Source organism: Neotamlana laminarinivorans (assembly GCF_020523925.1).
Lineage (GTDB): Bacteria > Bacteroidota > Bacteroidia > Flavobacteriales > Flavobacteriaceae > Neotamlana > Neotamlana laminarinivorans.
In genome coordinates, this window is sequence record NZ_JAJAPW010000086.1 from 1 (window position 1) to 284 (window position 284).

Annotated in this window: 1 protein-coding gene; it reads right to left on the reverse strand. The window is 33.1% G+C overall.

Annotation, left to right across the window (positions count from 1 at the left end; translation table 11 throughout):
• Window positions 1–21: 21 nt before the first annotated feature.
• Window positions 22–284, reverse strand: a 263-nt coding sequence (locus LG649_RS16145; RefSeq protein WP_226544836.1) for a JAB domain-containing protein, incomplete at its 5' end; no start/stop codon positions are given.

Sequence of the window (284 nt, forward strand, 5' to 3'; positions counted from 1 at the left end):
AAGAGTGGTTTGTAACTTCATTCACATTTGTGATTCATCTGCAAAACTATAATATCCTTCTCTTGATAGTATGATATGGTCAAGGACTTTAACATCTAAATAGTTTCCTGCTTCTTTAAGTTTTTTTGTTAGTCTTAAATCAGCTTCACTAGGTTTTAAATTTCCTGAAGGATGATTGTGAGCTATGACTATACTTGAAGCGTTACACTTTAAAGCTACACTAAAAACCAACTTAGCATCTACTACTGTTCCAGATACGCCACCTTTAGACAAAGGATAAATAC